The organism is Staphylococcus pasteuri (assembly GCF_030547725.1).
GTDB classification, from domain to species: domain Bacteria; phylum Bacillota; class Bacilli; order Staphylococcales; family Staphylococcaceae; genus Staphylococcus; species Staphylococcus pasteuri.
In genome coordinates, this window is sequence record NZ_JAUOQO010000510.1 from 1 (window position 1) to 259 (window position 259).

Sequence of the window (259 nt, forward strand, 5' to 3'; positions counted from 1 at the left end):
GCTCTCATCAAACCATTGATACGTCACTGACATATTCTCAATGCCATCGGCGTCGTTGGCTTGCAACACAGCCGTCACCGTAGACTGTTCTTCAACATCTCCACTTATACTCACACTGCCAACCGCTGGATGGTTAACATGCACAACACTATTGGAAAAATCTGACTCTACAACAAAGGTTTTTCCATTCACTGTGTAACTAAGCTCTACCGAGACTTTCTTGTCGATGTCCTCGGCCGTTAATAAGTAAGTGTCAGAT

The 259-nt window shown here is 44.4% G+C and carries 1 protein-coding gene; it reads right to left on the bottom strand.

What is annotated here, in order from left to right:
- The coding region (locus Q4528_RS14540) for a hypothetical protein (protein ID WP_303522356.1) at window positions 1-259 on the bottom strand (259 nt) is incomplete at both ends.